The following is a 21,990-nucleotide window of genomic DNA, read 5'->3' on the forward strand; positions in this document are numbered from 1 at the left end:
TGTGAGCCCGGTCAGAAGCTGGGCGCCGCGGCGGGCCGCCGCATGTCGAGGAAGGAGTGCGAAGCCATGACAGCCAAGCCGATCAAGGTCCCCGGGCCCGATCATCCAATCGTCATTCAGCGCAACCCGGCGCGAATTCTTGTATCCGTCGCGGGGCGCGTCATCGCAGACACCAAAGACGCCCTGACGCTCCGCGAAGCGTCATATCCAGCGGTCCATTATATCCCGCGCAAAGACGTCGACATGTCGCTTTTGCAGCGGACGGATCAGGCCACCTATTGCCCCTACAAGGGCGATTGCGCCTACTACAGCATCCCCCTCGGAGGCGATCGGTCCGCGAACGCCGTATGGACGTATGAACTCCCATCCCCTGCCGTCATCGAGATCAAAGACCATCTCGCTTTCTACCCCGACCGCGTCGATGCATTCGAGGAGCGGCCTGCGGCCTGAGGCCTCCTCGTCAGAGCCGCTCTACCATCGGAGCAAACATGTAGCCGACGCCGCGCTCGGTCTGAATGACCTGCGGCGCGCTTGGATCGACCTCCAGTTTGCGCCGAAGCCGAAGAACCTGGACGTCGATGCTTCGATCGAAGACATCCTCATGCACGCGGGTCGCCTGAAGAAGGTGCTCGCGGGAGAGCGGCCGTTGCGGCGCGTCGAGGAAGGCGGTCAGCAAGGCATACTCGCCCTTGGTCAAAGAGACCGGAATTTCATCCGGGTCGGTCAGTCGGCGCGCGCGCCGGTCCAGCTGCCAGCCGCTGAAACGGCACCGGCCTCTCTCGCGACTTCGCTGAGGCTGCGGGCTTCCGATTTCCACCCGCCGCAGCACAGCCCGGACTCGCGCAAGGAGTTCACGGAGGCCGAACGGCATGGTGAGATAATCGTCGGCGCCGAGCTCTAATCCAACTACGCAATCAACTTCATCGGATCGATGGTCAGCGATGATGATCACAGGGACGTTGGAGCGAGACCGGATCTCACGCAGCAATTCTGGCCCGTTCTCCTGGCCGACCCGCAGATCAAGAATCACCAGGCTGGGTTCGTTGCCCGTGAAATGGCGAACCATATCCTGACGTCCTCTAGCCGAGACGACTCGCATGTCATTTTTTTTAAGATAGTCGATGACAGTGCGCGTCATGGCCACATCGCCGTCGATGACGAGGATGCTTGTCAGCTGGTTGATTTCGTCGTTCATATCTCACTCCTTTCGTCAGACACGCCGCGACCAACATCCGTGGTGGATGAGCCAGCATCGCGTCTGCCCGGCGACAGAGATCGCATCGATCGACAATCAGCTCGTGTAACCGATCACACTGAGCGGAAGCTCGGGTTTTCGTTCACGCGCGGAATGCGTGGCGAGCTGACCTCATCGCGTGATCAAGGAGATTCATCGGCGCATTACAATCGCAACGGTTTCCCGCTGTCGCGCAATCGCGCAGTAACGCAGTCGCATCATGATCGGTATGAGCTTAACCCATTGTAGCCGGGCGACTCGCGTTGCGGCTTTTGCTTGTTCGATCGGCTTTGAGATGAAAGGAGGGACCGATGGCGGGCTTCCTTCGTTGCGACGATCATTGCGATCGCGCCGCATTTTCTGTTTGGGTTCAATGTGAGCTTGTCGGGTCGAGGCTTGATGAGCTTTTCGTCAGATTGGCCATGCGATGACGTACGGTCGACCGCAATTAGCCGAATGATGCGTCGTCCGCCGGCTCTCAAAGCATAGCTGAGGCGTTGCAGTTTAGATGCTTGGCGCAAATGCGGGAAAATAAGGGCGAGATTTGGTCAATTTTTTGTGTTGACTCGTTTTGATGCATTTGCTTCAATAAAAAATTAACCGCTAAGCTAACTACACAATGAAAGGGCATAACGATGCAGAGATACTCCGCGATTTATTCGTTAATTGCTTTCATTACGGTAGCTATTGCAATTTTTACTATAAGCCAAGCCTTTAGGCAAAGTGAATTGATAGACCTTGTTACTCACCATAACATACGCCCAGTCTGATATATAACGACCGCCCGCTAATTGATATCGTCATCGGCTGACGAACAGCGGCGATGGAGCCTGTTTTACTATGGCGCTCCAGCTAAGCGGCTGGTTGCGCGTGGGCTGATTGCTGCGTCGCGGCGCGGCAGGACGCTCCCGCCAGAAACAGCGCCATGCCATCATGCCTCCAAAATTGAAGCCGCTGTTGGCGATGCACGACAAAATGGTGCTCGTGCTCCGCGATGATCGCGGCGGCGACCGGTCAGCGTAAGTCATGCGCGCGACGAGATCCTCGTGCTCCGCAATAATCGCGTCCCTGAAGGCGAACGCAGGAAAACGGACCTCTGGATGTGCGAGCGATGGTTGGATTAAAGAAAAAATCAGCTCTGAGCCTAAGCTAAGAGTTGCGCGCGGCCGATGCCATCGTGTGAGCGGTTATCGAAAAGACTTCAATCGGCCGAGGGGTCATGATCTTTAGAACCCAGCATCAGCCGCAACGCCGGGCTCTCAATGGGTCGCTCTATTATTGCCCCAGAGAAACGATGACGCGAAGATAACTTTTTCGATTCACGGTTGTTGCCCCGTCCACGGGATGATCGGCACCGTGCTGATGGCGTTGGCGGGCGAACCGTTGATGATCTTCGAACTGCTCGCCAAATAAACCAATGTATTGTGCTTCTTGTCGATGACCCTATAAATGCGCGTCGCCTTGAAAAAGATGCTTGTCTTCTCGCTGAACGCCTCTTCATTGTCGGTCAGTTTTGAGATATCGACTGTAATGGGGCCGGTTTGACGACAGGAAATGGCGAAATTTGACGGGTCTTCATTGAGGCCGAAAGGCTGACCCCATCCACCCGTTCGAGCTTGCGAGATATAGCAGGTCACGCCCGAAACTTTCGGGTCTTCAAAAGAGGTGACGCAGACCTTATCGTTAGGCGACAGCAAATTGAATGTCGTGCTGATGCAAGCCAAATCATCCGCCCTTGCAAGAGGAGATGCCGCAAGGACAAATGCCGTCGCGATAAAAAACAGTTTCACTTTCGATCTCCAGTTCCGACGCCTTGGAGCGTCGCAGCAAAAGCAGGCCTCGGCTAGTCCATTCTGAAGCTGCTCTGCATTATGACCGATCCTCCATCCGAGGTGAAACGCCCGCGGAGGCGCTTCGGACGAGGGCTGACAAGCGATTGGATCAGCATTCTTCTTATCAGCAATTGAGATAAGCGATTAGGCCGCGCGGCGCACTGCGATCATCTGGAATGACGGGCTCCGATAAGGCCATGGAGCCCCGTGGAGCTGTCCGCCCTATGTGCCATACGCATATACCGTCCAAACTTAGCCGAAGACTCTTCTTCTTCCAACCGATTGATCTAAATATGAAACTAGTGATTTTTGATTTGGACGGGACGCTGGTCGACAGTCAGGAATTCATCCTTGAGGCGCAAAAGCGAGCATTCTCGGCGCATCAGATCGCGCCGCCGAGCCGAGAGGCTGCGCTCTCGATTGTCGGACTCTCGCTCCACGAGGCCTTTACTATTCTGGCGGGAGCGCACGGCCCGATTGAAAGTCTAGCGAAAGCCTATCGCGATGCCTGGGGCGCGATGCGCGCCGACCCCGCCTTCGAGGAGCCGCTCTATCCGGGCGCGCGCGAGGCCATCGCGGCGCTCGCCGCCAATGATGATGTGATGCTCGGCATCGCCACAGGAAAGGCGCGCCGGGGCGTCGTCCATCTTCTCGAGCGAACCGGTTGGCGCGATTGGTTCGCGACGGTGCAGACTGCCGACGACCATCCATCGAAGCCCGCCCCGAACATGATCCTATCAGCCTTGACGGAGACCGGCGCAGCTCCGAACTCAACCTACATGATCGGCGACACCAGCTATGACATGGAGATGGGTCGGGCGGCGGGCGTGCATCCGATCGGCGTCGCGTGGGGCTATCATTCCGGAACCGAACTGCGGGAGGCCGGCGCGGAGCGGATTGTTGCGGACTTCGCCGAACTATTGCATCTCATCGAGATGTAAGGCTGTCCTGTCGAGACGGAAAGGGCCATCCAATGCCGGACAAAACCATCCGCGACGATCTCGCTCCAACTTCAGGCGAGCTTTCCGGGCAAGGCGTTCAGCCGATCGACCCCTTGGCTATGGCCCGGCGCGACCTGCAAAAATCTCTGCCCAAGCGTTTTTATAAAGAGGCGAGCGCGGAGCCTCGCGACGGAGCCTTCGCTCTCTTGCTTGATGGACGCCCTGCGAAAACTCCCGCCAAAAACGCCTTGGCTGCGCCAACCTTGGCTGCGGCGGAGGATCTCGCGGCGGAATGGGCGCGGCAGACGGAGGTGATCGAGCCAGCTTCAATGCCTCTCACCCGGATCGTCAATTCGGCGATCGACGGTGTCGCGAAGCAAATGGACGCAACGGTCGAGGAAATCGCCAAATATGGCGAATCCGATCTGATCTGCTATCGCGCCAAAGCGCCCGAAGGTCTGGCGCAGGCGCAGGCGGCAAGCTGGGACCGCATTCTCGATTTCGCCCGCGAAAAGCTCGGCGCGCGCCTTTTCTGCGCCGAGGGGGTGATCTTCGTCGAACAGCCCGAGGCGGCCCGTCGCGCCCTGCTCGCGGCGGTAAGGCAAGTCGCAGAGGATGGGCCAGGGGCGCCGTTTGCGCTGGCCGCACTGCATGTCATGACCACGCTTACCGGCTCGGCCTTGCTCGCGCTGGCCATCGCGCATGGAGAAATGACGCCGGAGGAGGCTTGGGCGGCTGCGCATGTCGACGAAGATTTCCAGATGAAAATCTGGGGGGCCGATGAAGAAGCGCTTCGCCGCCGCGCGCGGCGCTGGACGGAGATGGAGGCAGCGGCGCGGCTGTTTCGGTCGGTCCGCCCCAAGCCGGAACAGGCCTGAGCGCAGCGTCTTGCGGCGTCTGAATAGAAGCGATGACGGCTTTTAGCAAAGCAAGTCGATGCACCGCGGATCGGCCGAAAGACTCCAGGGGCTGAGCCACGTCACTTATGCCCGCGCTTGATCCTCGCTGCGGGCGCCGATGCGGCCAAGGTGAGTGGAGGTGAAGGCGTCGCCGTATTTCACATAGCCGAGCGCGCGATCGATGCCGATATGCGCGCTCCAGATCAGCGCGATTGCAATTCCAGTCGGGGACGCCAAGGCCGCGGCGCCGCCAAGGAGGGCGAGCGGGCCAAGATAAATATGAACGGCGTTGTAGGCGGCGGCGCCAAGGCGCGGTCCTGCGAGATAGACGAGCATCGAAAGGTCGGGCGCGAGGATTAACGTCGCAAAGAGGAGCCAGGAGCCATCGATCCGGCCGAAAGCTGCGATGGAGGCGACGGCGACGGCGAGCCCTTCGGCCCGCAACAAGAGGCGCGGCGCGCCGTTGACGAAGTTCTGCGCTTTGGCGATCATTCGATTAGAGTCTCCTTGGCGTGCCCCAGGGCAGGATTTCTCTTGAGAACGGCCGATCGCCCAAGCGCAGAAGTTGCAGATCTTTCAGATAAGATCATGCTCGAGACGAAGCAGATAGATCATGATCGCTTCAACTTGAATTGACCGCCAGGCCGGGACAGGTTCAATGAAACATATTCTTCAACAGCTCGATGAGCGCCGCGCCGAAGCAAAAGCCGGCGGCGGAAGGCTGCGCACCCTGGCGCAGCACAAACGCGGAAAACTCACCGCGCGCGAACGAATCGAGCTTCTGCTCGATCATGGCTCGTTCGAAGAATTCGACATGTTCGTGCAGCACCGCGCGACCGATTTCGGCATGGATCAGCAGCATATTCCCGGCGATGGCGTCGTCACGGGCTGGGGCACCGTCAATGGCCGCACGGTCTACGTCTACGCCAAGGATTTCACCGTCTTCGGCGGCTCGCTGTCCGAAACTCATGCGCGCAAAATCACCAAGGTGCAGGACATGGCGCTGCGCAACCGCGCCCCGATCATTGGCCTCTTCGACTCCGGCGGCGCCCGCATCCAGGAGGGCGTCGCAGCGCTCGCCGGCTATGGCGAAGTCTTCCAGCGCAATGTTCTGGCTTCCGGCGTCATCCCGCAGATCTCGCTGATCATGGGGCCTTGCGCCGGCGGCGACGTCTATTCTCCGGCGATGACCGATTTCATATTCATGGTGCAGGGCACGAGCTACATGTTCGTAACCGGCCCCGAAGTCGTCAAGACCGTCACAAATGAGAGCGTCAGCGCGGAAGAGCTGGGCGGCGCCTCGGTGCATGCGGTCAAAACGGCGGTCGCCGATCGCGCCTACGCCAACGACGTCGAGGCGTTGTTGCAAATGCGCCGCCTCATCGATTTTTTGCCTTCATCCAACACCGATGACGTTCCCGAGTGGCCGAGCTTCGATGATGCGAACCGGCTCGATCCCTCGCTCGACACCTTGGCCCCGGACCATCCGAACCTTTCCTACGACATCAAGGAACTCATCGCGAAAACCGTCGACGAAGGCGATTTTTTTGAAATACAGGAAGCTCATGCGCGCAACATCGTGACGGCTTTCGGACGCATTGAAGGACGCACGGTCGGCTTCGTCGCCAATCAGCCGATGGTTCTCGCCGGCGTGCTCGATTCCGACGCCTCGCGCAAAGCGGCCCGTTTCGTGCGGTTTTGCGATTGTTTCAATATTCCGATCGTCAGTTTCGTCGACGTGCCGGGCTTCCTGCCCGGAGTGGCGCAGGAATATGGCGGCCTCATCAAGCATGGCGCGAAACTGCTTTTTGCCTATGCCGAGGCGACGGTGCCGAAGGTCACGATCATCACGCGAAAGGCGTTCGGCGGCGCTTATGACGTGATGGCCTCGAAACATTTGCGCGGCGACATCAATTTCGCCTGGCCGACGGCGCAAATCGCGGTCATGGGCGCGAAGGGCGCGGTTGAGATCATTTTCCGGCAGGACATGAATGATCCGGCGAAAATCGCCGAGCGCACGCGTGAATATGAAGAGCGCTTTCTCTCGCCCTTCGTCGCTGCGGAGCGCGGCTACATCGACGAGGTCATTATGCCGCATGCGACGCGCAAGCGAGTCGCATGCGCCCTCGCGATGCTCCGGCACAAGGAGCTGGAGAACCCCTGGAAGAAACACGACAATATCCCTCTGTGATTTTGGCGCTCCAAGGGGGCGCGTCTCTCCTCGCAAAATCTCCGATCCCTTGAGCCTGGGGGCATTGCGCCGGTTTCGCCGCAATCGCACGCCTTGGAAACTGTGACGTGTGGCGGCGCTGCACTTGCTCGGCGAGAGAGCATCGTTTACCTAACGCCAAGCTTACGATTTAGCTTGGCTATAATTGTTCCTGCGCAAGCGGAACCGTTTCCACCGCCAAGCTGTTATAGGCGGGCGCGGCGTTCGAATTTGGATATGAATACATGATCAGAGTTGCTTCGGTTTTTGGCTTTGTGATCATTCTTGCTCTGATGTTTGCCGCTTACACGGGAACGCCCGAGGCTTCCGTAGCCGACGCGCAATCAGACGCCGCACCGAGCAAGGGTTGCGTGACGCATCAGGTTTCCCTCGACGAGGGTTACGCTGTGACCCGCACCGAGACGCGGACTGTCTGCGCCGGCGACTGATTCTACCTCGCCTCGCGCGTCCACTCCTGCAAAACTGAAACGATCGAGCCGGTGAGCCGCTGTAAATCGGCCTCGTCGATGGTGAAGGCTGGAGTCAAATACACGATATTGCGAAACGGGCGCACCCAGACGCCCGCCTCGATGAAACGGCGCTTCAAATCATTCATGTCGTCTATGCGGTCGAGTTCGACGACGCCGATCGCGCCTTTGACCCTCACATCTCGGACGCGCGATAAATTGCGGCATGGTTCGAGATCGCGGGCAAGAATCTCGGCGATCTTCGCGACCTGCCCAAGGCGGGGCTCGCTCTCGAATAGGTCGAGCGAGGCGTTGGCGGCGGCGCAAGCGAGCGGATTTGCCATAAAAGTCGGGCCATGCATCAGGGCGTGCGTCGGCTCGGTCGAGAGGAACGCCTCGAACACCGCGCTGGTCGCGATGGTCGCGGCAAGACCCATGGTTCCGCCGGTAAGCGCCTTCGACAAAGTGATGATGTCCGGCACAACGCCCGCCGCTTCGCAAGCAAACAGCGTTCCGGTGCGGCCAAAGCCGGTGAAGACCTCATCGAAAATCAACAGAATGCCGCGCCGGTCGGCCGCGCGTCTGAGTTTTTGCAAAACCTCAGGGGAATGAAAAATCATGCCGCCCGCGCCTTGAGCTATTGGCTCGACTAAAATGGCGGCCAATTCAGAAGCATGGGTATCGAGCAACGCCTCAAACGCCACCTCGCTCGCAGCGTCGACGGGCAGGTCGGCGGTGATCTGCTGGGTCAGCGCTTTGGAGAAAAGGGCGTGCATTCCTTCTTCCGGATCGCAAACCGCCATGGTCGCGAATGTATCGCCGTGGTAGCCGCCCCTGAACGCCAGAAAGCGCGTGCGCTGGCTGGCGCCCTTGTTCAGCCAGAACTGCACGGCCATTTTCATCGCCACCTCGACAGCGACGGAGCCGCTGTCGGAGAAAAACACGCGATCAAGGGGCTTTGGCAGCAGATTGACGAGACGGCGCGCTAAAGTCAGCGCCGGCTCGTGCACGAGGCCGCCGAACATGATATGCGGCATCGCATGCAGCTGGCGGGTGACGGCTTCGGCGATATGAGGATGATTATAGCCGTGGCAGGCGGTCCACCAGCTGGCGATTCCATCAATAAGCTCGCGGCCGTCGGCGAGCGTTATCCGCGAACCATTCGTGCGGACGACAGGCAAAGGCGGGGTCGCGGTCCGCATCTGCGTATAAGGCAGCCAGATATGCGGGAGTCCCTCGGTAAACCAATCCGGCGGTTGACAGCTCATAAGTTCGCCTCCGGCCTTGGTGCTTTTGCCCAAGGCTTCGCCTAATCCAGCGCTACTCCCGCGTCAACGAGGCTAAACGACCGAACATGCAGTCCCTTGACGACTTCGCCTCGGCAAAACTGGCCGAACTCGATTCAAAGCGCCTCCGCCGCACCCTCATTGAAAGCGCGCGCGAGGACGGTCTCTGGATCACCCGCGGAAACCGCAGGCTGTTGTCCTTCTCCTGCAATGATTATCTCAATCTCACGCATCATCCGGCGGTCAAAGCCGCCGCCTCGGCCGCCATCGCGCTTTATGGCGTTGGGGCCGGGGCGTCGCGCCTCGTCACCGGCAATCATCCTTTGTTCCAGGAACTGGAAAGCCGCCTCGCCCGCATCAAAGGGACGGAAGCAGCCTGCGTTTTCGGTTCGGGCTATCTCGCCAATGCCGGCATCATTCCGACCCTCGCGGGGCCAAATGACCTCATACTGATCGACGAACTGGCGCACGCCTGCCTCTTTGCGGGGGCTCAGTTATCGCCGGGCAAAACCGTAATCTTCCGGCATAATGACGTTGCGCATGCCGGGGAATTGCTCAGCGCCAACCGCGCCGGATTCGTCCGTGCGCTGCTGGTCACCGACGGGATTTTCTCCATGGACGGCGATCGCGCGCCTCTGGCGGAGCTTGCCGCGCTTTGCGCCTCCCATGATGTCTGGCTGATGAGCGATGACGCGCATGGGCTAGGGGTCGTCGGCGGGGGACGCGGCTCGGTGGCGGCGGCGGGCGACCCGCCGGTTCCATTGCAAATGGGAACCTTGTCGAAGGCGATCGGCGGCTATGGCGGCTATTTGTGCGCCTCGCAACCGGTGATCGACCTCATCAAGACCCGCGCGCGGACCTTTATCTATTCAACTGGGCTCCCTCCCGCCTCGGCCGCCGCCGCTATCGCCGCGCTGAAAATTATCGAGACACAGCCGGAGCTCGTTCAGAAACCGCTGGCCAAGGCCCGCGTCTTTACCGCCCATCTCGGGCTGCCGGAGGCGCAAAGCCCCATCGTCCCGCTAATCATCGGCGAGCCGGAGGCGACCTTGGCCGCCTCTCGCCAATTGGCGGACGCGGGCTTTCTCGTGACTGCGATCCGCCCTCCGACGGTTCCAACCGGCACCGCGCGGCTGCGCTTTGCCTTCACAGCCATGCACAAGGACGAAGACATCGCCCTACTCGCGGAGGTTTTGCGCTCGGTTCTGGAGGTCTGACATGACTGCATTTTTTGTCACGGGCTCAGGAACGGATGTCGGCAAAACCTTCGTGACCGCGGGGCTTATCCGCCATCTGCGAGGCCAAGGCCGCATCGTCGAAGCCCTGAAACCCATCGTCAGCGGCTTTGATCCGGCGCAGCCCGCCGGCAGCGACCCCGCCATCCTGCTCTGCGCTCTCGCGCGGGCGGCAACCGAGCGAGAACTGGCGCAAATCTCGCCCTGGCGCTTCAAGGCGCCGCTGTCTCCAGACATGGCGGCGGACGCCGAGGCGCGGGCAATCGACATGGCGGAGGTTGAAAGCTTTTGCAAAAAAGCGATTCTTGCGGCCGAAGACGTGCTGCTGATCGAGGGCGTCGGAGGCGTCATGGTTCCGATCAATCGCGTCGCCACCCAACTCGATCTGATGGTCGCGCTCGACTTGCCGCTGATTTTCGTCGGCGGCAGCTATCTCGGCGCGATCAGCCACACATTGTCGGCGCTCGAAACGCTGCGGCTGCATGGCCTCAGGGCGCAGGCGATCGCGATCAGCGAGACGCCAGGATCTTCGGTTGATTTAGACGCAACCCTTGCGACGCTCGGCAATTTTGTGGCGGCGCCTTTGGTGGCCTTGCGGCGGGATGCCTCCCCCAGCGCGAACGAAGCCGCATTCGCGCAGTTGAGCGCGTCGATCTAGGCAGTAGTGACGAATTACCTGAGCATGATAGCAATAGCGGCGAGCAATACGAAGCCTCGGTAGTTTGCGAGGAGCTTGTCGTATCGGGTTGCGACGCGCCGGAACTGCTTCAGTTTATTGAAGAAACGCTCGACGAGATTGCGCTCCTTGTAGAGCGCCTTGTCGTAGGGGAGCGGCGCGCGGCGATTGGATTTTGATGGGATCACCGGCTCAGCCTCACGCATAAGAACAGCCTTGCGCAAGTGATTGGCGTCATAACCTTTATCGGCGATGATCGCATCGGCCGCAAAGCCTTCGATCAGGGCGTGCGCTTTTGTGATGTCGTTGCGCTGCCCAGGTCCGAGAAGGAGCCGAACGGGGTTGCCGAGCGCGTCTGTCGCGGCGTGGATTTTGGTGCTCAAACCACCGCGAGAGCGGCCCAGGCCTTGGGCATCCGCCCCCCTTTGGCGATCCTTGCGCCGGCCGCGTGCTGATGGGCGCGCACGATTGTTGAGTCGATCATCAGCCATTCGAGATCGGCCTCGGCGGTGAATGCCTCAAGAAATCCGTCCAAGGCGCCGCGCTCGATCCAGCGATAGTAGCGGCGTTTCACCGCCTGATGGTCGCCGAAGCGTTCGGGCAGATCGCGCCAGCGGCCGCCCGAGCGGGCCATCCATAACAGCGCGTCGACGAAGCGTCGATTGTCGCAGCGCGGCCCGCGCTGGCCGGCTCTTCCGCCTGGCACAAGATCACAAAGCCGCTCCCATTGATCGTCTCGCAGCGCATCGACATCCCGAATCATCAAGGCTGATCTCCAAAAATCAGCCTTGAATCATGGAAAGATCCTCGCGAGAATCCCCCAAACGCCGAATTCGTCACAACGGCCTAGCCTCAGCGCGAAAGAAGCCGTTCCTCGATGCGAGCCATTCCCCGCTCGAATACGTCGGTATCGCAGAGCGCGCGCGAGAGCACTATAACGCCCTGTATGTTGGCGACGGCTTCTTCGGCAAGCCTAAGCGCTCTTGCGGGATCTTCGCCGTCTCTTTCCAGCGCGCCGGCGAGCGCTTCGTTCCAGGCCGCAAAATAGTTGCGGATTCGTACGGCGAAACGGTCGCGCACATTATCCAACGCGAAGACGCCGACGAGACACACTCTCCGGCCGGAGTGGAAATAATCGGCGACAGACCGGCTCATGGCCTTGATGGCGGCGCGAGGATCGTCAGCCTCGCGCAACGGCCGATAGATATTCTCCTCAAACCAGCCGCCGATATCCTGGAGCACGGCGGCCGCCATATCCTCTTTCCCGCCGGGAAACAGGTAATAGAGACTGCCCTTTCCAAGACCGGTCTTTTGACTGATCAGCGCGAGGCTCGCGCCCTCAAAACCATTCTCGCGAAAGATCTCCGCCAGTGAGGCGACTATATCGGCGCGCTCAGTGGCGACCCTCGCCATCGCTGTCAGAGACCGAGGTCGGAAAGGCCCGGATGGTCAGCGGGGCGGGCGCCGAGAGGCCAGAAGAATTTGCGCTCGGATTCCTTGATCGGCAGGTCATTGATGCAGGCGAAGCGTTTCTGCATCAGCCCGTCCTCGCCAAATTCCCAATTCTCATTACCGTAGGAACGGAACCAGTTGCCAGAGTCGTCATGGCATTCATAGGCGAAGCGGACGGCGATTCTATTTCCGGTAAACGCCCAAAGTTCTTTGATCAATCGGTAGTCGAGCTCTCTGGTCCATTTGCGCGTCAAAAATTCAACGATCGCCGGCCTACCGACGATAAATTCGGCGCGGTTGCGCCAATAGCTGTCCACTGTGTACACGAGCGAGACTCGGGCAGGGTCGCGGCTGTTCCAGCCGTCCTCTGCCCCGCGCACTTTCTGAACGGCGGTCTCATGGGTAAAGGGCGGTAGCGGCGGCCGTTGTTCGTTCGACATGGCTTGGTCTCCCATCTTCGCGTTGATCTTGTACCGAATGGTACAGACCGACGAAGCGGTACTCTCGAGCCAACACCCTGTCAATGTCCAAGCTGCGCCCAACCGTGCGCAATCAGTTGGCGGCGCCTTTATCGGGTTTGGCTTTCTTAGCCGCATCCGTCGCTGCTGCCTGCGGCGATTTCGGAGCCGTGCGCTGCCCGGTCCGCGCCCCATTATGCGCGAGTGCGTCTTCAAGTTCGGTCTGGAGCGCCTCGAGTTCGGCCTTGGTTCTGAGCTTTGGCCGTTGCGGATCAGTTCCGGTGGTTGGCTGATAATCGAGCTTGTCGGTTGGCGTGCGCGATTGACGAACGAAATCCCTGGCCTCCGGCACGTCCGCCCAAATCCGGGTGTTCTTTATGGTGTCTAGCGGAGTGCCGGCTGTTTTTTTGGGCGCAGCTTTGGCTGCGGGCGCTGGGGTTTTTGGCGCTTGTTGCTGCGGCTCCTGCGGGCTGACAGTCTCAGCCTGCAGACTCTGCGGATAGAGACACAGCCCCGCACAGGCCAAAACGGCCAGCAAAGCCGCCCATGCCGCGCTCGATCCCGAATATTGAAGCCGTTTTCGTTTCATCAAGCGGCGATGGTCCCCAGAGTGCTTAATTCAGTTAACTTGCTGCGCGGCTATTATGTCAGAAACGCGATGGGCTCTCCACGTACGGCGCTTTGAAATTCTACCCCTTTGATTTCAGGCATTTTTATTGCGGCGGCCAGTTTCCTCTTCGCGCAAATGCATTATGATCGGCTTGGCAAGCAGAGCAACGCGCGTTTGCGGCTCAAAACGTCGCATTACGCTCTTATATATGAGCTAATGCGCAGGATGCCAAAGCGACGGAAAAACGCTCGACTCGGCGTTTCCCCGCAGCGCTAATCCGAAAACGCTAACGATGGGAACGCCATGAGGCCTAAAAAAACCAGCAGCCTCGGTGAGGCCGGAGGGCGCAAGCGCAAGACCCGAATCTCAGCCAGTAATGTGAAAAAGCGGGCCGAAGCTAAAGCGTTGGCGGAGAAAAAGCTTCGCGCGGCTGCGGTCGAGAGCGCGCCTCAAGAAACCGCGGCCGCCGCGACGTCCATGCTGCATCCGGCGATGGCGGCCTTCGCTCCAACTTTGGCGAAGATCGCGGACCCAAGCGCTCCGAAGCCGGATTTTGAGCGCATGGCCTATAATATCGCTCGCTTCGTCGAGCAAGGGAGCAAGGCGGTCGCAGCCTCCCTGAAACCGCCGGAGAATGGCGAATCGAAGAGCGACCTCTCGAACGAACTCTCTGACGCGTTGCGCTCGATTGGTCGCGTCGCCGAATATTGGCTCAGCGACCCGGCCAAGACCGTCGAGGCTCAATCCGCCCTTACGGCGAATTTCCTCGGCCTTTTCGCCAACACCTTGCGGCGGCTTTCCGGCGAGTTGGAGACTCCAGTCGTCCCCTATGATCCTTCCGATAAAAGATTTTCCGCCCCTGAATGGCGCGAAAGTCCTTTCTTCGATTTCCTGCGTCAGGCGCACGCGATAGGCTGGCATTGGGCGAATGATCTTGCCGATCGCTCAGGCCCGCTTGATCCTCGCGTCCGGGAAAAAGCCAAATTCTATATTCGGCAAATGGCGAGCGCTTTTTCTCCGTCGAATTTCTTCGCCACCAATCCCGAGGTGCTGAAGGAAACCTGGACCTCGAATGGCGAGAATCTCGTCCGCGGCGCCTCGATGCTCGCGCAGGATATCGAGGCCGGTAATGGACGGCTCAAAATCACCCGCTACGATTCGTCGAAGTTCGAAGTTGGCGTGAATCTCGCGGCGACGCCCGGCAAAGTCATCTTCCGCAACGATCTCATCGAACTGATTCAATATGCGCCGACGACGGATAGCGTCTACAAGCGGCCTTTGCTGATCGTGCCGCCGTGGATCAACAAATTCTATATCCTTGATCTCAACCCCGACAAAAGCTTCGTGCGCTATGCGGTCTCGCAAGGCCTGACGGTGTTCATCGTCTCCTGGGTCAACCCTGATTCGCGCCATCGCGACAAGGGCTTTGAAGATTATATGCGCGAAGGCATTTTCGCCGCGCTCGACGCCATTGAAAAGGCGACCGACGAAAAAAAGGTCACGGCGATCGGCTACTGTATCGGCGGAACTCTGCTCGCCATGACTCTCGCCTATATGAAAGAGATCGGGGACGACCGGATCGAAAGCGCGTCTTTCTTTACGACCCAAACCGATTTCAGCCAGGCCGGCGATCTCAGGATCTTCGTCGACGAGGAGCATCTCGGCGATCTCGAGCAGAGAATGGCTGCGAACGGCTATCTTGAAGCCTCAACCATGTCGACGGCTTTCAACATGCTGCGGCCGGACGATCTTATCTGGTCCTATGTTGTCAATAATTACATGAAAGGCAAACCGCCGCTCGCCTTCGATCTTCTCGCGTGGAACTCGGACTCGACGCGGATGACCGCCGCCAATCACATCGCCTATCTGCGCGGCTGCTATCTGGAGAACCGTCTGGCGCGCGGCGACGCCAAATTCGATGGTAAAACGCTTGATCTAAAGAAAATTACGATGCCGGTCTACCATTTGGCGACGCGCGAGGATCATATCGCGCCGGCAAATTCGGTCTTCATCGGAGCAAAACTCCTCGGCGGCGACGTCCGCTATGTCCTTGCCGGCTCCGGTCACATCGCGGGCGTCATCAATCCCGTCGGCAAGCCCAAATATCAATATTGGCTGGGCGAGCCTCCAACTGGCTCATTCGCGGATTGGTTGAAAACCGCCGTCGAACATAAAGGCAGCTGGTGGCCCGATTGGATCCAGTGGGTAACGCAGCAGTCGCCCGAACGGGTGACGCCGCGTCTGCCCGGCGATGGCGAACTGCCGCCGCTCGGCGATGCGCCCGGCGAATATGTCAAGGTGCGGTACTGACCGGAAGGGCGCGCGATAGGGCGCAGCGCCTGCAACTGGCGGAGTTCCGGGCGATCATCAAATTCGTTCACGACGCATTGAGAATGACGAAACTCCATTCGCCTCGGGCTGCGCAACCCGGTATATTTTGATTCGCGACTGTGGATTTGGACCTATTTCGGCTTCCAGTCCTGTCGCGCGGATCTTGGCGAACGGTCGCGACTCCCCCGGCCGCGCGCATTGTCTTCGGCTTGGGCCCAAATCATGACGCGGTCTTTTTCAAACCACGTTTTCCGTTTCGCCCCGTCGTCCAATGGCTATCTTCATCTCGGTCACGCCTATTCAGCCCTGCTGAACAGCGACATGGCGGAGGCCTGCGGCGGCCGATTTCTGCTGCGCATCGAGGATATCGACATCGATCGCTGCCGTCCCGAATTTGAACAGGCGATTTACGAAGACCTGAGCTGGCTGGGGCTGAAGTGGGAAATGCCGGTTCGGCGCCAATCGGAACATTTTTCCGATTATGCCGGCGCTCTCAAAAGGCTCCAAGACCAAGGGCTGACCTATCCCTGCTTCTGTTCTCGCGGCGAAATTATGAGCGCCGTCGCGGGAAAGCCTGATTGGCCGCGCGATCCGGACGGCTCGCCGCTCTATCCGGGACTTTGCAAGCATCTCTCGAAAGTGGAGCGTGCGCGGCGATTGGCGAGCGGTCTGCAGGCGGCTCAGCGGATCGACATGGACGCCGCCCTTGCCCGCGTAGGCGTCAACCTCGACTGGCGCGATCTTGGCGCAGGCGGCCAAGGCCGCGACATCGCCGCCGATCCGGCCCTCTGGGGGGACGCCGTGCTGTCGCGCAAGGACATTCACACCAGCTATCATATCGCTGTTGTCGTCGACGATGCGCTACAGGGCGTGAGCGACATCGTGCGCGGCGAGGACTTGTTCATGGCGACGCATCTGCATCGCTTGCTGCAAGCGCTGCTCGATCTCCCGGCGCCCGCCTATTATCATCATAGGCTTCTGCGCGACGCTTCAGGGCACAAATTATCCAAAAGCACGCGCGCAAAGTCGTTGCGCGCGTTACGTCAGGAGGGGCTCTCACCCGCCGCGGCGCGGCGGAAACTGGCAAGCGAATTGATCGCCGCGCCAGCGCCGCCCTAAAACCGCCGCTCCACGATTTTATAGTCTAGCTAAAGCCTAATTCATTAGATAAATAGATAAAAAGTCTGCCATTATGGCGAAATAAAGAACTCACGAAGCAGGATTGACCAAAAATGGGCGCTTTTGCTGTGCAAACTCGGGACCTAACGCAAATAACGGTGGTGACATGAGATCTTTTGGCGCTGTGCTTACCGTCCTGGCCGCTGTCTCGCCTTTCGCGATATCTCCTGCTTTTGCCGATCCTCCGGCGCATAGCGATTCCGCGACCCGCGTCGACGCAGCGCGCCCAGATTCCACCCACGCAACGGCTCCTGCCTTGCCCCCCAAGGCTCATCAGGCCTTCGATATCCTACGCCAGGGCGACAAGATTGGCTCCGATGCGCTCGATATCGATCATCAGGCCGATGCGACGACCGTCAAGACCAAGACGAATATTTCCGTCAAGGTGATGTTCATCGAGGCTTACCGGTACGAGCATAATTGCAGCGAAACCTGGAAGAACGGTCAATTGACCGCTTTCAAATCGCAAACAGACGACAACGGAACAAAACACGCGGTCGAGATTGCTCCTTCACCGACCCCGGACAAGCTCACGCTGATCGTAGACGGGAAGAAGAGCGAGGTGTCGAAGGCTATCGCGCCCGCCAGCCTTTGGAGCAAGGAGCTCGTCACCAGGACCGAGCTGTTCGACCCTGCCGACGGAAAACTCATAACGATCGCCGTCAAAGATTTGGGCGACGAGACTTTGACCATTCAAGGCGTGAACCATAAAACCCGTCACTTCAAACTTTCTGAAAAGTCGCCAGGCGACTTCGACCGCGATCTTTGGTTTGAGGGCGACAGCCTGGTTCGGATGAAGATGATCGGTTCCGACCATTCGACGATCCTTTCGGACTTGCGTTGACGCAGAGTTGCGTTGACGTCAGTCTGCGAAGAGTCGCGCGCTCAAGAGACAGATCGCGCGGCTCGAAAGGCCTTGACCTATAAAAAGGGTAAAGACGACTAAAATAGCGTTGCGGAAAAAGCCTAGCGCGCTATCTGGTCGGCTGTTCGGCGACTTTATCCTGCTGATCCGTGGTCGGCGCCTTGGCCAGCAGCGCATCGATGCGATCGCGTTCGCGCTTGAAATTGGCGAGCATGGCGCCATCGAACTCGCGGGTCCGCGCCAGCTTGACGCGCATCGGATCGACGAAATGGCCGTTGACCATGACTTCATAGTGAAGATGCGGGCCGGTCGCGAGGCCGGTCTGACCCAGATAGCCAATGACCTGCCCCTGGCGAACGCGGGTTCCTTCGACGGCTCCCCGGGCGAACCCCGACATATGATTATATGTCGTAACGTAGCCGTTCGCGTGCTGGATCTCGATGCGGCGGCCGTAGCCTGAATCCCAACCCGCCTGGGTGATCGTGCCGTTGCCCGCCGCAAAGATGGGCGTGCCGATGGGGGCCGCCCAATCAACGCCCGTATGCGGGCGCGAATAACCAAGAATTGGGTGGAAACGGAGGCCAAAGCCCGAGGTGAATCGGGCGTTTATAATTGGCGTGCGCACCAGAAATTTGCGCGTCGAACGGCCGTCTTGATCGTAAAAGTCGAGAAGACCGTCATCGGGCGTCTGAAACCGATAGTAATGGTAGGTTTCATTGCGCGCGGTTATGGTTGCATAGAGCAGCTGATTATGTCCGTCGCCTTCTTCGCTCTCATCGTAAAAAGCCTCAAAAGAGTCGCCGCCGGCGACTGGCCGCTGGAAATCAACGTCATTGGCGAAGATGCGGACGAGATCATCAATGATCGGGCGAGGAATTTCTTGTTTCAGCGCGGTCTCGTAAAGCGAATCATAGAGCCGCATCCCGTCTGGATCATCTTCTTCATCGCTGTCCGGCGTCGGCTGTTTGGCGGGGTGCTGCGGCGCCGTCACCCGCACATAGTCGCCCTGGTCATCAATGGCGACGCTGCTTTCCAGGGTCTCATCGGAGTAGATGGAAAGCCGAGCGAGCGTGCTGGCTTGCCCGGACCCATCTAGATCGGTGAAAAGAAGTTTGACGCGGCGGCCCTCGGTTGCGGCCACTTCGTTGCGTTTGAGCGCGAAAGCTCCGATCACGGCGGCGATTTTGTCTTTCGTCAACCCCGCCGCGCGGAGAACATCCTCGAGCGTTTCGCCGTGCCGCACCACGACAAGCCGCTCCTCCATTTGCGTTGGCTGCGGGCTCTGCGGCGAACGCGCGACGTTGCTCACATTCTCAGGAACCATGCGCACTTCAATTGCGGAGAAGGGCGTCGCCTTGATCTGCCCGGCGGGATTGGCGTAAGCGAGCGCGCCGGGGAAATTAGTGTGGCTTGTGCGCATCAAAAGAAGTTGCGGCGGCAGCGCAATCGGCGTCGACCCCGCGGTCGTCGTATCTTTGACCTGTTCGGCCACCTGCGCCCGAACCTCATCATCGGTCAGGCCGATCGCCGACAGATTCTCGGCTGCGATGTCGCGGATCGACCATGAAACTTCGGCGTCGTCTTGAACCGGCTCCGGCGTCGCATCGATCGGGCTGCGCGCATCGGCCAGAATCTTCAGAGGATTGAAAGGCGGGACGTCGTCGGTAAAGCCCGCGCTCGCCAGAACGAGGCCCGTTTCGACTCGCGTAAAGGTGTGAATCCGCATCACTTCCTTGTCGCCGACCTTGATCGCCGTAGGCGCGCGGAAGGTTTGTTTCGCTGCGACGATGTCGACCGACTGCACCAGCCGATCGCCTTTATGCTGATTGACGCCGAAATCGATGTTGATTTCCTTGCGCGGCGCGAGCGAGGGCGCCTCGGCGAAATAGGCTTGATTGCCGAGCGCCGCATAAATCGCCGCGCCGATCAGCGCGCCGCCGGAGAGGCCGGTCAAAATCGTGCCGGAAAACCAACGCAGCGATATGCGCCGCCGGTCGAACGACGAATGGCGCTCGCCATCGGCTTCTATAGCGGGCTCGTGGCCAAGATCCATGCCGCCATGAAAGCGGGCGGACCAAAGGCCCACCGCAAGCGGATGACTTCGCAAGTGCGAATCCATTGTCATTACGATTGTGCGAACCTAGCCAATGCCTGCTCTTCGAATATTCAAAGGCCCACATGCGAGCCGGACAGTTTTATAAGCGCGGGACGTGAGCCCGGATCGATATTCGGAACCTCGAGGCGATTTTCTCGGAATTCTATTTCGTAAAACAGGCCTCGCGTGAAGGGCGTAGCCGCGGCGGGAATGGCGGACGCGACTTAATCCGCTTAGAGGTCAAAGCTCTCTGCACAATCGCGCCAGACCCGATCATGCTCCCGCTTTGATTTCAATGCACTCCTTGATTGTAGAGACAAAGCCTGCTGAAGATGGCCCAAATGCGGCGCATGTTTTTTGGGAGCCATTTCGCCCCGAAACTCCTGGGCGGCCTCGGAAGCGGTTGACAACAAGCGCGCGTTTTTGTAACAGACTAACCCTGCGCGGCGCTTTGGCCGCGTTTTTTCGTTTGCGCCGTTCAAATTCATGTGCCTTCGGACCAAAATTCCGGTCGCGCAGAATGATTTTGCCGGCATACGAAATACGGCTTTGCGACAACTGCTAAGAAGCCGGCCGCCGGAGCCTCCGCTCCGGAAGAGCCGGATCGAACATAAGGGAAAACAATGTTCGCAGTGATCAAAACCGGCGGCAAGCAATATAGCGTCGCCGCCGAAGACACGATAACAGTTATGAGCCTCGCTGGCGCGCCCGGCGATGTGGTGACGTTCGACAATGTTCTGATGCTCAGCGGAGAGGGCGAACCGACGATCGGCGCGCCTTTTATCGAAGGAGCCAGCGTCGCTGGCGAGATCGTCGCACAGAAGCGCGGCCCCAAGGTCCTCGCCTTCAAGAAGCGGCGGCGCAAGAATTCGAAGCGCAAGCGCGGCCATCGCCAAGACTTGACTCTGGTGCGGATCACCGGCCTTTCGACCGGCGGCGCCCAGCGTTCCTCGGCGGCCCCTGTTTCAGCCGAGACTGCAAACGTCCCGGCGGAATGAGCTTCCGCGCTCTTTGAGCCCTGCGGATTGTTAGTTATAATGGTTTGGTGTGCGGCGACGCGCATCCATCGTTGGAAAATTTGGAGCCAGATCGATGGCGCATAAAAAGGCAGGCGGTTCGTCCCGCAACGGCCGCGACTCCGCGGGCCGACGTCTCGGCGTGAAGAAATTCGGCGGCGAGTCCGTGATCGGGGGCAATATTATTGTGCGCCAGCGCGGCACAACCTGGCATCCCGGCGACAATGTCGGGATGGGAACGGATCATACGCTGTTTGCCCTGGTCGAAGGCAAAATCAAGTTTGTGACCAAAGCCAGCGGACGCGCTTACGTGTCGGTAGTTCCACATCCACAAGTAGAAGCCGCAGAATAGAGGTGGGGATAACAGAAAACCTCCACCTGATCCCACAGACCTGGTGGACTTGGTTTTCTTCAATTGAAGACCCCCTGCAGTTTTAGGGAATAAAGTCCGGAAAGCCGCATAAGCGGCTTAAAAAGGGGTGGGGTGCCATGCCATCGCTCTTTTTTGGTGCAAAGTCTCAGCATGAGATTCGCATACCGGAGCCCACATGTTCCCGGATTTAACTTCTGACGATATTTTCCGTCTCGAGACCAAGCGGCTGTGGCTGCGCTGGCCTCGAGCTAGCGACGCTGCGTCAATCGCGAGCTTCGCCCAGCGACCCGAAATCGCGCGGATGACTGCGACGATTCCCCATCCCTATCCGGCTGGCGAAGCGGAGCAGTTTGTCCTCAAAGCGCGCGCCGATAACGCCAATGGCAAAGCGCTAATCCTGGTGATCAGCCAAAAAGGCGGCTCGCGGCCAATCATTGGACTCGTCAGCGCGACCATGTCGGATGACGGTGAAATCGAGTTCGGCTTTGTGCTGGCCCCGGCGGCGTGGGGCAAGGGCTTCGCCACAGAGGCCGCCCGGGCGACGGTCGAGGCGGTTCTTGCGCTGACCAAAGCCGACCGCATTGTCGCCAATGCGCGGACGATCAACCCCGCCTCTCGCCGCGTGCTCGAGAAGTGCGGCTTCATCTATATCGATTCCGGGCTTGATCTGCTTCCCGCGCGCGGCGGTCTGCATCCTTGCGACCGGTTCCAGCTCGGCCGGAAACAATGGGCGATGAGCCGTTCGAGCCCGAATTTGCCGCCTATGCCGCATCAAACCCCTGACGTAAGCGACGGGGCCGCCCTCGCCGCGTCGCCGTGCGTCGAAGCATGA

Annotated in this window: 20 protein-coding genes and 2 pseudogenes; 13 read left to right on the forward strand and 9 right to left on the reverse strand. The window is 59.4% G+C overall.

Annotation, left to right across the window (positions count from 1 at the left end; all coding sequences use genetic code 11):
* Nucleotides 1-66: 66 nt before the first annotated feature.
* The gene (locus WDN46_01365; GenBank protein MEJ0092116.1) at nt 67-450 is read left to right on the forward strand and encodes a DUF427 domain-containing protein; all 384 of its coding nucleotides are present in this window, start codon (nt 67-69) and stop codon (nt 448-450) included.
* Between the two features lie 10 nt (nt 451-460).
* Here WDN46_01365 and WDN46_01370 read toward each other — a convergent pair whose 3' ends face one another.
* Together WDN46_01370 and WDN46_01375 are read right to left on the reverse strand one after the other, a co-directional pair.
* The gene (locus WDN46_01370; protein MEJ0092117.1) at nt 461-1,195 is read right to left on the reverse strand and encodes a winged helix-turn-helix domain-containing protein; all 735 of its coding nucleotides are present in this window, start codon (nt 1,193-1,195) and stop codon (nt 461-463) included.
* 1,358 nt (nt 1,196-2,553) lie between these two features.
* Nucleotides 2,554-3,024 carry a CreA family protein gene (locus WDN46_01375; GenBank protein MEJ0092118.1) on the reverse strand — a complete coding sequence of 157 codons (471 nt, stop codon included), beginning with the start codon at nt 3,022-3,024 and terminating at the stop codon, nt 2,554-2,556.
* Nucleotides 3,025-3,359: 335 nt separating this feature from the next.
* On the opposite strand from WDN46_01375, the gene WDN46_01380 reads away from it, so the two are divergent.
* Both WDN46_01380 and WDN46_01385 read left to right on the forward strand, forming a co-directional pair.
* Nucleotides 3,360-4,007 (forward strand): HAD-IA family hydrolase, encoded by a 648-nt coding sequence (locus tag WDN46_01380; protein ID MEJ0092119.1) that lies wholly within the window; start codon nt 3,360-3,362, stop codon nt 4,005-4,007.
* Nucleotides 4,008-4,039: 32 nt separating this feature from the next.
* Entirely contained in the window at nt 4,040-4,885 is an 846-nt protein-coding gene (locus WDN46_01385; protein ID MEJ0092120.1) for an ATP12 family protein, read from the forward strand.
* A 105-nt stretch (nt 4,886-4,990) separates the two neighbouring features.
* On the opposite strand, the gene WDN46_01390 is transcribed toward WDN46_01385, so the two are convergent.
* On the reverse strand, nt 4,991-5,398 hold the full coding sequence (locus tag WDN46_01390; protein ID MEJ0092121.1) for a DUF4260 domain-containing protein: 408 nt from the start codon (nt 5,396-5,398) through the stop codon (nt 4,991-4,993).
* 166 nt (nt 5,399-5,564) lie between these two features.
* Here WDN46_01390 and WDN46_01395 point away from each other — a divergent pair, with 166 nt between their 5' ends.
* Together WDN46_01395 and WDN46_01400 are read left to right on the forward strand one after the other, a co-directional pair.
* Nucleotides 5,565-7,097 (forward strand): acyl-CoA carboxylase subunit beta, encoded by a 1,533-nt coding sequence (locus tag WDN46_01395; GenBank protein ID MEJ0092122.1) that lies wholly within the window; start codon nt 5,565-5,567, stop codon nt 7,095-7,097.
* 263 nt (nt 7,098-7,360) lie between these two features.
* On the forward strand, nt 7,361-7,564 hold the full coding sequence (locus WDN46_01400; GenBank protein MEJ0092123.1) for a hypothetical protein: 204 nt from the start codon (nt 7,361-7,363) through the stop codon (nt 7,562-7,564).
* Between the two features lie 2 nt (nt 7,565-7,566).
* On the opposite strand, the gene WDN46_01405 is transcribed toward WDN46_01400, so the two are convergent.
* Nucleotides 7,567-8,850 (reverse strand): adenosylmethionine--8-amino-7-oxononanoate transaminase, encoded by a 1,284-nt coding sequence (locus tag WDN46_01405; protein ID MEJ0092124.1) that lies wholly within the window; start codon nt 8,848-8,850, stop codon nt 7,567-7,569.
* 86 nt (nt 8,851-8,936) lie between these two features.
* On the opposite strand from WDN46_01405, the gene bioF reads away from it, so the two are divergent.
* Both bioF and bioD read left to right on the forward strand, forming a co-directional pair.
* Entirely contained in the window at nt 8,937-10,085 is a 1,149-nt protein-coding gene (gene bioF, locus WDN46_01410) for an 8-amino-7-oxononanoate synthase (GenBank protein MEJ0092125.1), read from the forward strand.
* A 1-nt stretch (nt 10,086) separates the two neighbouring features.
* Nucleotides 10,087-10,761 (forward strand): dethiobiotin synthase, encoded by a 675-nt coding sequence (gene bioD / locus WDN46_01415; GenBank protein ID MEJ0092126.1) that lies wholly within the window; start codon nt 10,087-10,089, stop codon nt 10,759-10,761.
* Nucleotides 10,762-10,775: 14 nt separating this feature from the next.
* Here the strand turns inward: bioD and WDN46_01420 are convergent.
* The 4 genes and pseudogenes from WDN46_01420 to WDN46_01435 all read right to left on the reverse strand — a co-directional run bounded on the left by WDN46_01420 (nt 10,776) and on the right by WDN46_01435 (nt 13,278).
* Nucleotides 10,776-11,542 (reverse strand): annotated as a pseudogene (locus WDN46_01420) (IS5 family transposase).
* Nucleotides 11,543-11,631: 89 nt separating this feature from the next.
* Nucleotides 11,632-12,192 (reverse strand): TetR/AcrR family transcriptional regulator, encoded by a 561-nt coding sequence (locus WDN46_01425; protein ID MEJ0092127.1) that lies wholly within the window; start codon nt 12,190-12,192, stop codon nt 11,632-11,634.
* Between the two features lie 5 nt (nt 12,193-12,197).
* Entirely contained in the window at nt 12,198-12,671 is a 474-nt protein-coding gene (locus tag WDN46_01430; protein ID MEJ0092128.1) for a nuclear transport factor 2 family protein, read from the reverse strand.
* A gap of 112 nt (nt 12,672-12,783) precedes the next feature.
* Nucleotides 12,784-13,278 carry a hypothetical protein gene (locus WDN46_01435; GenBank protein MEJ0092129.1) on the reverse strand — a complete coding sequence of 165 codons (495 nt, stop codon included), beginning with the start codon at nt 13,276-13,278 and terminating at the stop codon, nt 12,784-12,786.
* Nucleotides 13,279-13,791: 513 nt separating this feature from the next.
* On the opposite strand from WDN46_01435, the gene phaC reads away from it, so the two are divergent.
* The 3 genes from phaC to WDN46_01450 all read left to right on the forward strand — a co-directional run bounded on the left by phaC (nt 13,792) and on the right by WDN46_01450 (nt 17,653).
* Complete coding sequence (gene phaC, locus WDN46_01440) at nt 13,792-15,609, forward strand: class I poly(R)-hydroxyalkanoic acid synthase (GenBank protein ID MEJ0092130.1); 1,818 nt, start codon at nt 13,792-13,794, stop codon at nt 15,607-15,609.
* 243 nt (nt 15,610-15,852) lie between these two features.
* Nucleotides 15,853-16,749, forward strand: a complete 897-nt coding sequence (gene gluQRS, locus WDN46_01445) for a tRNA glutamyl-Q(34) synthetase GluQRS (protein ID MEJ0092131.1) — start codon at nt 15,853-15,855, stop codon at nt 16,747-16,749.
* Nucleotides 16,750-16,915: 166 nt separating this feature from the next.
* Nucleotides 16,916-17,653, forward strand: coding sequence for a DUF6134 family protein (locus WDN46_01450; GenBank protein ID MEJ0092132.1), 738 nt, complete (start codon nt 16,916-16,918; stop codon nt 17,651-17,653).
* A gap of 130 nt (nt 17,654-17,783) precedes the next feature.
* Here WDN46_01450 and WDN46_01455 read toward each other — a convergent pair whose 3' ends face one another.
* Complete coding sequence (locus WDN46_01455) at nt 17,784-19,799, reverse strand: M23 family metallopeptidase (GenBank protein ID MEJ0092133.1); 2,016 nt, start codon at nt 19,797-19,799, stop codon at nt 17,784-17,786.
* A gap of 593 nt (nt 19,800-20,392) precedes the next feature.
* Between WDN46_01455 and rplU the strand changes: the two are divergent.
* The 3 genes and pseudogenes from rplU to WDN46_01470 all read left to right on the forward strand — a co-directional run bounded on the left by rplU (nt 20,393) and on the right by WDN46_01470 (nt 21,990).
* Nucleotides 20,393-20,698: pseudogene (gene rplU, locus WDN46_01460) on the forward strand (50S ribosomal protein L21).
* 163 nt (nt 20,699-20,861) lie between these two features.
* Nucleotides 20,862-21,137, forward strand: coding sequence for a 50S ribosomal protein L27 (gene rpmA / locus WDN46_01465; GenBank protein MEJ0092134.1), 276 nt, complete (start codon nt 20,862-20,864; stop codon nt 21,135-21,137).
* A gap of 196 nt (nt 21,138-21,333) precedes the next feature.
* Nucleotides 21,334-21,990 (forward strand): GNAT family N-acetyltransferase, encoded by a 657-nt coding sequence (locus tag WDN46_01470; protein ID MEJ0092135.1) that lies wholly within the window; start codon nt 21,334-21,336, stop codon nt 21,988-21,990.

This window comes from Methylocella sp. (assembly GCA_037200525.1).
GTDB lineage: Bacteria > Pseudomonadota > Alphaproteobacteria > Rhizobiales > Beijerinckiaceae > Methylocapsa.

Excerpts from the sequence above, each read along its gene's own strand:
- WDN46_01405 (MEJ0092124.1), bottom strand. The coding sequence starts at position 8,850 with ATGAGCTGTCAACCGCCGGATTGGTTTACCGAGGGACTCCCGCATATC.
- WDN46_01400 (MEJ0092123.1), top strand. The coding sequence starts at position 7,361 with ATGATCAGAGTTGCTTCGGTTTTTGGCTTTGTGATCATTCTTGCTCTG.
- WDN46_01470 (MEJ0092135.1), top strand. The coding sequence starts at position 21,334 with ATGTTCCCGGATTTAACTTCTGACGATATTTTCCGTCTCGAGACCAAG.
- WDN46_01430 (MEJ0092128.1), bottom strand. The coding sequence starts at position 12,671 with ATGTCGAACGAACAACGGCCGCCGCTACCGCCCTTTACCCATGAGACC.
- bioF (MEJ0092125.1), top strand. The coding sequence starts at position 8,937 with ATGCAGTCCCTTGACGACTTCGCCTCGGCAAAACTGGCCGAACTCGAT.
- bioD (MEJ0092126.1), top strand. The coding sequence starts at position 10,087 with ATGACTGCATTTTTTGTCACGGGCTCAGGAACGGATGTCGGCAAAACC.
- WDN46_01435 (MEJ0092129.1), bottom strand. The coding sequence starts at position 13,278 with ATGAAACGAAAACGGCTTCAATATTCGGGATCGAGCGCGGCATGGGCG.
- WDN46_01425 (MEJ0092127.1), bottom strand. The coding sequence starts at position 12,192 with ATGGCGAGGGTCGCCACTGAGCGCGCCGATATAGTCGCCTCACTGGCG.
- rpmA (MEJ0092134.1), top strand. The coding sequence starts at position 20,862 with ATGGCGCATAAAAAGGCAGGCGGTTCGTCCCGCAACGGCCGCGACTCC.
- WDN46_01385 (MEJ0092120.1), top strand. The coding sequence starts at position 4,040 with ATGCCGGACAAAACCATCCGCGACGATCTCGCTCCAACTTCAGGCGAG.
- WDN46_01455 (MEJ0092133.1), bottom strand. The coding sequence starts at position 19,799 with ATGACAATGGATTCGCACTTGCGAAGTCATCCGCTTGCGGTGGGCCTT.
- WDN46_01380 (MEJ0092119.1), top strand. The coding sequence starts at position 3,360 with ATGAAACTAGTGATTTTTGATTTGGACGGGACGCTGGTCGACAGTCAG.
- gluQRS (MEJ0092131.1), top strand. The coding sequence starts at position 15,853 with ATGACGCGGTCTTTTTCAAACCACGTTTTCCGTTTCGCCCCGTCGTCC.
- WDN46_01450 (MEJ0092132.1), top strand. The coding sequence starts at position 16,916 with ATGAGATCTTTTGGCGCTGTGCTTACCGTCCTGGCCGCTGTCTCGCCT.
- WDN46_01365 (MEJ0092116.1), top strand. The coding sequence starts at position 67 with ATGACAGCCAAGCCGATCAAGGTCCCCGGGCCCGATCATCCAATCGTC.
- WDN46_01390 (MEJ0092121.1), bottom strand. The coding sequence starts at position 5,398 with ATGATCGCCAAAGCGCAGAACTTCGTCAACGGCGCGCCGCGCCTCTTG.
- WDN46_01395 (MEJ0092122.1), top strand. The coding sequence starts at position 5,565 with ATGAAACATATTCTTCAACAGCTCGATGAGCGCCGCGCCGAAGCAAAA.
- WDN46_01370 (MEJ0092117.1), bottom strand. The coding sequence starts at position 1,195 with ATGAACGACGAAATCAACCAGCTGACAAGCATCCTCGTCATCGACGGC.
- phaC (MEJ0092130.1), top strand. The coding sequence starts at position 13,792 with ATGGCGGCCTTCGCTCCAACTTTGGCGAAGATCGCGGACCCAAGCGCT.